Origin of the sequence: Sulfurimonas sp. (assembly GCF_032250635.1) — a bacterium.
Taxonomy (GTDB): Bacteria; Campylobacterota; Campylobacteria; order Campylobacterales; family Sulfurimonadaceae; genus Sulfurimonas.
Map to the genome: position 1 here is coordinate 1 of NZ_JAVVFL010000094.1, position 8,505 is coordinate 8,505.

The 8,505-nt window shown below is 38.1% G+C and carries 5 protein-coding genes and 1 pseudogene; 3 read left to right on the forward strand and 3 right to left on the reverse strand.

Annotated features, from left to right (window positions below; all coding sequences use genetic code 11):
• The coding region (locus RQ763_RS06840) for a winged helix-turn-helix domain-containing protein (protein WP_314151947.1) at positions 1-275 on the forward strand (275 nt) is incomplete at its 5' end.
• Here the strand turns inward: RQ763_RS06840 and RQ763_RS06845 are convergent.
• Entirely contained in the window at positions 262-1,965 is a 1,704-nt protein-coding gene (locus RQ763_RS06845; RefSeq protein WP_314151948.1) for a nitrite/sulfite reductase, read from the reverse strand. The two genes, RQ763_RS06840 and RQ763_RS06845, sit on opposite strands and share 14 nt — an antisense overlap.
• 119 nt (positions 1,966-2,084) lie before the next feature.
• On the opposite strand from RQ763_RS06845, the gene RQ763_RS06850 reads away from it, so the two are divergent.
• Positions 2,085-4,919, forward strand: a complete 2,835-nt coding sequence (locus tag RQ763_RS06850) for a ChaN family lipoprotein (RefSeq protein ID WP_314151949.1) — start codon at positions 2,085-2,087, stop codon at positions 4,917-4,919.
• Between the two features lie 9 nt (positions 4,920-4,928).
• Here the strand turns inward: RQ763_RS06850 and RQ763_RS06855 are convergent, their stop codons facing one another.
• Entirely contained in the window at positions 4,929-5,630 is a 702-nt protein-coding gene (locus tag RQ763_RS06855; RefSeq protein ID WP_314151951.1) for an anaerobic ribonucleoside-triphosphate reductase activating protein, read from the reverse strand.
• A pseudogene (locus RQ763_RS06860) lies at positions 5,593-7,857 on the reverse strand (ribonucleoside triphosphate reductase). Before RQ763_RS06860 ends, RQ763_RS06855 begins: the two are co-directional and overlap by 38 nt.
• Before the next feature lie 184 nt (positions 7,858-8,041).
• Between RQ763_RS06860 and RQ763_RS06865 the strand changes: the two are divergent.
• On the forward strand, positions 8,042-8,505 hold a 464-nt coding region (locus RQ763_RS06865), incomplete at its 3' end, for a thiamine phosphate synthase (protein ID WP_314151953.1).

An 8,505-nucleotide genomic window follows, 5' to 3' on the forward strand; every position in this document is an offset into this window, starting at 1 on the left:
GAGAAGGATTTGTTTTTAACAAAAGTACAAATTCGCTCTATAAAAATGAGAGATATGTAGCACTCTCTAAAAACGAGGCAAAATTTTTAGCTCTTTTGCTTGAGGGTAAAAACAGAGTCGTTGATGATATAGAGATAAAAGAGAGCCTTTGGGGCGAAGATGTAAGCGATGAGAGAGTAAGAACATTTATTAGAAGATTTAGAGCCAAAACCTCAAAAAAATTGATAAAAAATGTAAAAGGTGTTGGCTACCAACTCTCTTTTAACGAAAGTTAGTTCTCTCTATTTTTGGCTTATAGTGTGGGTCTTCACCCTCGATGGTCCATAGTTTTTTGCTAAGATAACTAACGGCATCATGAAAATTCTCATCCACATGCTCCCAGAAATCAAGCGTTGCAAACTCTTTTTTTAGCAACTCCTTCTCATACTCAAAACTTTGCATACTACCCACTTTAGGTACGGCAATACTGCTGTTTGTCTCCAGATTTGCCAAAACCCACAAAGATAAAAACTCTTCGCTGCAGTGAATTAAAACATTGCTTGCATACTCTTCAAAGTCTTTGTATCCGCTAAGTTCAAAGAGTTCTATGACAAGCGATACCGTCTCATGCAGATGAACAAAGGGAACCATTGAGAAGAGTTGTCGTCCAACCGATGCTCCGTTTGAGTGTAGAGCACCGAGAAATATTCTGGCTCCACCTTCGGTATCTCCAAAGTTGTTCGTTTTAAGACCTATTAGACCGATGTCGGTGTGTCTATGTCTGCCGCAACCCTTCGCACACCCTGAAAAGCCAACTTGTATGCGATGCTCATTAATTTTCTCAAGCGGAAGGTAGGATGTCTCATCTTTGATGCTCCAGACGGCGTAAGGGCAGAGGTTTCCTGCACATGCGACCACCGTCTCGCTGAGCGCTTTTGATTTTAGAGGGGAGGAGGGCTCTTTTAACCCTAAAAGATAGATGTTTTGGTCTATTCCAAATCTTATCTTGAGACTGTTTTTTGTTGCAAAGTCGGCAATCTCTTTTATCTCCTCTGTAGTAAGTCTGGAAAAATCTGTTTGGTAGCAAAAAGAGTAGGTACCGTCTTTGAGTTTATGAAACTCTGAGAACTCTTTTTTCTCAAGGATTAGCTCACCTTCGCTTTGAAAATCTTTACTGTACTCTTGTTGGATATGCGCTTTTAACCCATCCATGCCAATCTCTTCAATCATATGAAAGATGCGAGTTTTAGCACGGGAGAAGCGTGAACCGTGAAGATAAAACGCTTCTACAAAAGCTTTGAAGAAATCAAAAACTTCATCTTTGAGCAAAAAGATATCTGCGCTTTTTGCTACTTCTGTATTTTTTCCGCCCATGTAGACATTAAACCCGAAAACTCCATCTTTTTTTGCCAAAGCAAAATATATGTCGTTTGCAAAAAACGAGGTTACGTTTGTACGGTTGCCGGATATTCCTACAGATACGCGGCGAGGAAGCATTCCGACATAGCGCGGATTTTTGATGATGTAGTCGTGCATCTGCATAACTATAGGGTAGGCTTCTATCTCACAGAACTCTCCATATCCGTCATAAGGGTCTGTCACTATGTTTCTAACGTTATCGCCAAAGCTTTGCCATGTAGTCACTCCAAGAGCGTTTATGCGTTTATGAATCTCTAAAACATCATCAACATCTACGTCGTGAAGCTGTATGCCCGATCTTGCCGTGAGTATAATGGTCAAGTCATACTCATCTACAATGTCAGCTATCTCTTGAAACTTCTCAGCGCTAATCTCCCCGCCTGGTATGCGTATGCGTATAGTAAACTCATCTTCTAAAAAGTTGGTGTTAAAGATTCCAAAATCTTGAAGATAAAACCTGTCAGCTTCATTTAGGCTCTCGAAATCGATATTATCAAAATCTTTATAGTAGTCAATGGGTCTTAGTTGAGCCTTGTAACGCTCTCTTTTGTTTAGCTTATTTTCCATGCCTGTATTCTACCTAATTGTTAAAATGAATTCTCTTGATATTGGTCATTTTGAGTTGTTGTAATTCGTATTCTTTTTCTCGTTAAAATACATTTTCTTATATAAAGGGGCAACAAATTATGAAAAAATTACTTCTATTATCGTCACTCTTTACCTCGATTGTTTATGCACATGAGTGCAGATATACTCTAAATATCGACTTAGATATCAACAAGGGTCTGCTTGAGGGCAGAGCCATTATCTCTACAGACCACCCAACAATATCCCTGCTTGACACCAAGGCGAATATATCAGAGATTAAAGGGGCATCGCTTAGTGTGGAAAAAAATATTCCAACGCTTGTAAAACAAAATCAAAACGAAGATGTAGAGATATCATTTACGCATAAGTTTGACTTAGTTAATTCAGACGTGGTTTTGCTTGAGAGTTGGTATCCAAGAATCGACATGATGTGTAAATATGAAACGGTAGTTTCAAATCCTGAGATTAGGGCAATTGTTGAAGCTACGACGACTAAGAGCAAGGACGGCGTTACTACTTTTATCTTTGATTATCCGCTTGATAGAGTAAACCTTATAGCGTCAAAAGATTATAAAGTTAACTCAGTAAATACAAAAAACGGTTTGAAGTTAGCTACATACTTCTACTCAGACAACGCATCATTGAGAGATAAGTACTTTAAGAAGAGCAAGGAGTACTTTGAACTCTACAAAGAGCTCTTCGGGTTTTTGCCATACAACAACTTCTCTATCGTAGAGACACAGTTCCCTGCAGGATACTCTATGCCGACATACACTCTCATCGGCAAGCAGATAATAGACAAAGAGTATGTTTTAGATAGCTCACTGGGGCACGAGATAGCCCATCAGTGGTTTGGAAACTATGTTTATGCTCCATATAAAGGAAATTGGGTTGAGGGGATAACTACATACTATGCCGACTATTTATATGCGAAAAAAGCGAAAAAAGAGGTGGAGTATAGAAAAGATATGCTTATAAAGTATGACTCTTACGTAAATGCACATAATGAAATAGCGCCGATAGATTTTGAGCATAAAACACAAAATTCAAAAAATGCAATAGGTTATGAGAAGTCCGCTTTTTTCTTCTATATGCTGGAGCAAAAGATAGGAGAAAAGGCATTTGATGAGGGAACAAAGACGCTGCTTCAAGAGTATGCTTTTAAAACAGCTACGTATGATAATTTAAAAGAGATATACGAGAAGAGCTCAAATCAAAAACTAGACAACATCTTTAAAAACCTGATCTATGAAAAAGGGGCGTTGGATTTCAGTATAAGCAACACAAGTCTGATGTTTGTAGAGGATAAATATGTCCTTGAGTTTGATATCGTAAGTAACAACAAGGCGGAGTTTATTCCCATCTCTATATGTTCAAATAAAGAGTGCCTGACCACTAAAATAGATCTAAGCAGTAAAAAACAGCGTTTTGAACTCGATATTGAACCTACGAAAATCGTTTTAGATGAGAATTATGAGCTATTTAGAAGGCTTCATCCTCTTGAGACACCTCCCGTTATCTCTAAAATTATTGAGGGCAATGCTCTTGTTGTTGTAGATAGAGCAGATGAGGAGAAGTTCTCAAAGTTCAAGAAGATATTTAAGAATTTCAAATATGCCGATGAGGTGAAATATGAGGAGCTTAAATCTAACAATATATTTATTTTAGGTGCAAAAAACTCTCTTTTAAACCAGATATCGATTCCTTTTGAGATGCAGGGCGATGCAAAGATAGAGCTGTTTAAAAATCCTCTAAACGGCGCTTACGTTGCTGCGGTATTTGAGATGGAGAAGCTATCGAGATCTATTTTTTATAGGTTGAGACATCTTGGAAAATACTCTAAAGTTATTTTTGAAGGCGAAAAAATTGTAGAAAAATCAACAAAAGAGTCTCAAAAGGGGATAGTTTACAATATCAACGGCGACTCTTACGCCATAAAACCTGCTGCAAAAAATCTAAATGATGTTGTTGATGAGATAGCAAAAAACAGGGTTGTATATATCGGAGAGAAACATACAGAGTTCTCAAGCCATCTAAATCAGCTAAAAATCATTAAAGCGATGTATAAACAAAACCCAAAACTGGCAATCGGGATGGAGATGTTTCAGCATCAGTTTCAAAAACATCTTGATGATTTTATAGCGGGAAAAATCAGTGAAAAAGAGATGATTGCAAAAACTGAGTATTTTAAGAGATGGAAGTATGATTATGAGCTCTACCGTCCGATAATACTTTTTGCAAAAGCCAAGCGCATACCTATCGTAGCTCTAAATATAGACAGAGAGATCACAAGAAAAGTTGTAAACGGAGGTTTTGATTCGCTCTCAAAAGAGCAGCTTGAAGTGATTCCGGGTTCGATTAATTTTGAAAACTCAAAGTATAGGGAGCAGCTAAAAGGAATCTTTGGTATGCATGAGTCAAAGAGTTTTAAAAATTTTGATGAGTTTTATCATGCACAGCTTCTTTGGGATGAGTCAATGGCAAAGAATATGGCAGAGTTTATGAACAAAAATCCTGCGTACTCAATGGCAGTATTAGCCGGTAACGGGCATGTTATGCACGGTCACGGAATTCCAGATAGGGCAAAAAGAAGAGGAGTCTCGGATTATATAATAGTACTAAACTATACAAATCCGGAACCGGGTGTGGCGGACTATCTGCTTTACCCATCCGCAGTAACTACAAAAAAAGCAAAAAAACTCGGTATCTATTTTGAAGAAAATGAGAACTTAGAGGTAAAAAAACTAGTTGATGACTCTCCTGCGCAAAAAGCTAAGATAGAAGCAAAAGATAGAGTCGTTGCAATTGATGGAGCCAAGGTAGAGAGTATATTTGACGTTAAAACAGAGCTTGCTTTTGCCAAAGATTCACTAAACGTAACGCTTATGCGAGACTCCAAAAAAATCGAGGTTACGTTAGATTTATCGGAGTAATGTTAGAGGTTATCTAAATATAACCTCTAAAGTATCGTGCAAGAGAGTTCTGTCAAATTTGCTCTTTGGAGCACTAAGCCCTGCAATATTTACGCCCGTGTCTAAAAATTCCTGAATGTAGAACGGGCTTTTGTAGCCGCGCTCTTGTAAGTCAGCCATAATAGTATTTATGTCATTTGCGTCAAGCAACTCTGCGTGAAGAGTTGTTCTTGCTTCAAATTTTATATTGCTTTTTATTAGATAATCGAGAGTTTTGGAAAATTCGTCAAATTTGTTTGAGTGCGTTATTTGAGTAAATTTTGCAACTGGGGCTTTGTAATCAAGCGCTACATAATCTAAAAGATTTAGCTCAATCAGCTCTTTTATATGCACAAAATTTGTACCGTTGGTGTCGAGTTTTATCTTAAAGCCAAGCTCTTTTATCTTGGAGCAAAACGGAGCCAGTTCGTAAGATGATGCTTCTCCGCCGGATATTACAACCGCTTCAAGAAGATTTACTCTTGTTTTTAAAAAATCGAGGATGTCGTTATAGCTGTATTTGCCATCTTTGGCAAAAACTATATCTTTGTTGTAGCAGTAATCGCATCGCATATTGCACCCACTAAACCACACTATACAAGATAGGTGGTCGGGATAATCCAAGTGGGTGAATGATGTCAAATCATAAATAACCTTAGCACTCAGAGAACTGTTTTCTTTGTCTGTGCTCACCGGTTTTCCCTACGTTGAAACTCTCAACAGGTCTATGATAACCCATAACTCTTGTGTAAACCGTACATTTTTGTCTCTTGTCTTTTAACATAGTTAAAGCTTCATTTTTACTCATTTTTTCACCTCCTTTTTAAGATGCAATAGTTATATCGCTAAGTAATTCTTCGTCACACTTTGGACAATACTCATGCTCGCCTGCAATATATCCGTGTTTTGGACATACAGAAAAGAGCGGAGTAACCGTGATATACGGCAGTCTAAAGTTTGTTATTACATTTTTAACCAGTTTTCTGCAAGCCTCTGTTGAGCTGATTTTCTCCTGCATGTACAAGTGAAGAACCGTTCCGCCTGTATATTTACACTGAAGATCATCTTGAAGAGTCAATGCCTCAAATGGGTCGTTTGTTAAATCAACAGGAATTTGAGAACTATTTGTATAGTAGATGTTTTCGCCCATTCCCGCTTGGAGGATAGAGTCACCGTAGCGTTTCTTATCCTCTTTTGCAAATCTGTATGTAGTTCCCTCAGCAGGAGTAGCCTCTAGATTGTAAAGATTTCCCGTTGCCTCTTGGAACTCTACCATTCTGTCTCTCATGTAGTTGAGAATCTCCGTTGCAGACTCTATTCCTCTGCTGTCACTTATATCATAGCTGTCACTTGTAAAGTTTCTAATCATCTCATTCATACCATTAACACCAATGGTTGAGAAGTGATTTCTAAATCCTGGCAAGTATCTTTTTGTATATGGAAAAAGTCCTCTGTCATACATCTCTTGAATAAATACGCGCTTCTTCTCCAGAGTAGATTTTGCATTCTCCATAAGCTCATCAAGACGTTTGTAGAGACCCTCTTTGTCGCCTTTGTGAAGGAAACCTAAGCGAGCCATATTGATAGTAACAACGCCGATTGAACCGGTCATCTCTGCTGAACCGAAAAGCCCGCCTCCACGCTTTAGAAGCTCACGCAGGTCTAACTGCAAGCGGCAACACATTGAACGCACATGCCCAGGTTTGTATGCCTCAGGGTTTTCTACTAAATTTCCGTTTTCGTCTCTTTTGAATTGTGAGCCGATAAAATTTTGAAAATATGATGAGCCTATTTTTGCCGTATTTTCAAATAAAATGTCCGTGTTCTCGCCGTACCAGTCAAAATCCTCTGTAATATTTACGGTAGGAATCGGGAATGTAAATGGCTGCCCTGTTAAATCTCCCTCCGTCATAATCTCATAATACGCTCTGTTTATAAGGTTCATCTCTGGTTGAAAATGCTTATATGTCATCTCTTCAAGAGATGAAGCACCCCTTTGTTTTGCCATCTCTTCAAGCTCACTGTCTAAAATATTTTTAAAGAGATGAAGTTGCATAGATGTAGGAGTCTGCTCTTTTAAATCCTCAGGAACACTCCAGTCAATCGTAATATTGGTAAAAGGAGATTGTCCCCAACGCGCTGGTACATTGAGATTGTAGACAAAACTTCTAATCGCTTTTTTTATCTCATAAAACGGCAGTTTATCTTTGAAAACATATGGAGCCAAGTATGTGTCAAATGAGCTGAATGCTTGAGCGCCCGCCCACTCTGATTGAAGAATTCCCAAAAAGTTTGCCATTTGACCTAGCACTTCGCGAAAATGTTTTGGTGCGCTACTCTCAACTCTTCCTCTAACTCCGTTAAAGCCCTCATCCAAGAGAACTCTAAGACTCCATCCTGCACAATATCCTGTTAAACAATCTAGGTCATGAATATGGTAATCGCCGTTACGGTGAGCATAACCTTCCTCTTTTGAGTAGATTTTGTCAAGCCAGTAGTTTGCAATGACCTTACCGGCAGTGTTGTTTACAAGACCTGCATTTGAGTAACCGGTGTTTGAGTTGGCTTTTATACGCCAATCAGTTCCTCCAATGTACTCCTCTATGGTCCGAGTAGAGTTTATGTATGTAGTATCTTCATCAAGCTCATGCTCTCTTTGCATTTTGTGAGTGTGGCGGTATACCATAAAAGAGCGCATAACGTCAAAATATCTTGCTTTATAGAGCTCTTTTTCTATGAGATCTTGAATATCTTCAACAGCTACAGCTCTTTTGCTTTTAAGTTCATCAAGAACATTAAAAAATACCGAACTGTCATAGATAATGTTTTGGGATTTGAAGGCTTTTTTAATTGCATCCTCAATTTTAAAAGATAAAAACTCTTTTTGTGTTCCATCTCTTTTTAAAATAGTTTCAACCATAACTCTTTCCCCTTCTTTGTATAATGTTTGGTAGTTTATAGGAATCGAAGTTAAAAAACTCTAATGAAAAATGTCACATAGGCGTCACTAATAGCTCTATTAATTGCTACAAGGTATAATTCTCGATGTCGTAAAAAATGGAAATTTTTTTACAAAAATAAATGGTACTTTTAAAGTTGTAAAAATGCAAAAATATTTAATAACATCCAAAGAATTTTACGGTAAGACTTCTGAGGATTTCAGTTCCATGCTGTGCAATCAGATAAAAAAACATCAGCCGCAATATGCTCTTTACCGCGACAAATCCGCACCCAACTATAGTGAAATTGCCTCCTCTTTCGTGACACTTTGTAAAAATTATGAGAATGTTAAATCTTTTTTACATCAAGATATAGCTTTGGCGCAGAGGCTTGGTGCTTACGGTGTTCATCTTACATCTAGGCAGTTTAAAGAGATCGTAGAGGCGAAAAAGATGGGTCTTTGGGTCATCATTAGTACGCATACGCGAGAGGAAGTTTTAAGAGCAAAGGAGCTGGGTGCCGATGCCGTAACATACAGTCCGATTTTTACAACTCCAGACAAAGGCGAGCCAAAAGGCGTAGATGATTTAAGAGAGCTTTTGGAGATTTGTAATATCAAAGTTTTTGC

Bases quoted from the DNA above. Each gene is read 5' to 3' on its own strand.
- RQ763_RS06845 (WP_314151948.1), bottom strand. From the start codon at position 1,965: ATGGAAAATAAGCTAAACAAAAGAGAGCGTTACAAGGCTCAACTAAGA.
- RQ763_RS06850 (WP_314151949.1), top strand. From the start codon at position 2,085: ATGAAAAAATTACTTCTATTATCGTCACTCTTTACCTCGATTGTTTAT.